At 64.7% G+C, this 709-nt stretch carries 1 protein-coding gene and 1 pseudogene; both read right to left on the reverse strand.

The window, feature by feature from the left end:
• A pseudogene (locus EN781_RS33570) lies at window positions 1-273 on the reverse strand (flagellar M-ring protein FliF); the annotation flags it as partial.
• Between the two features lie 132 nt (window positions 274-405).
• Window positions 406-709, reverse strand: a 304-nt coding sequence (locus tag EN781_RS33575; protein ID WP_281034425.1) for a flagellin, incomplete at its 5' end; no start/stop codon positions are given.

Consider the following 709-nt stretch of genomic DNA (forward strand, 5'->3'; position numbering starts at 1 on the left):
AGCCTGCGCGGTGGTGCCGGCCGGCACCAGCACTGAGGTGCCGTCGGCGCCGACATCGAAGCCGATGCCGGCCTCGCCCAGCACCAGGCCGATCTGGTTCACGTCGGAGCGCTCGAGCCCGACATAGAGCGTCTCGTAGGCGGGACGGTTGAGATAGATCGAGGCCACGCCGATGACGGTCATGACGAGCACCGCGATGCCGCCCAGCATGGCGAGGCGCTTGACGCCAAATGCCCTGAGATTCGAGATGATGCTCTGGATCTGTTCCGGCACGTTCCAACGGCTCCCAGCATGACTGTCCGTCGGAACACTAGACCGCGAAGCTTGTGCGAGGATGATAGGCGGAAGGCAAAAGGCCGCGCTTGCGGCGCGGCCTTCGATGCAATGGAAAGATCAGCCGGAATATCAGCTCTTGAACAGGGCCAGGATCGACTGCGAGTTGCCGTTGGCGATCGACAGCGACTGGATCCCGAGCTGCTGCTGCACCTGCAGCGCCTGCAGGCGGGTCGATTCCTTGTTCATGTCGGCGTCGACCAGGGCGCCAACGCCCTTGTCGATCGAGTCCGAGAGGTTCGACAGGAAGCTCTTCTGGGTGTCGATGCGCGACTTGGCGGCACCGAGATAGGCCGCGCCCGTCGAGAGCTTGGCAAGCGCCGTTTCAACGCTGCCCAGCGCCGGATCGATTGCGGGGTCGGGGACCGCAGCGGCG

It is taken from the genome of Mesorhizobium sp. M4A.F.Ca.ET.090.04.2.1 (assembly GCF_003999085.1).
In the GTDB taxonomy this organism is placed as follows: domain Bacteria; phylum Pseudomonadota; class Alphaproteobacteria; order Rhizobiales; family Rhizobiaceae; genus Mesorhizobium.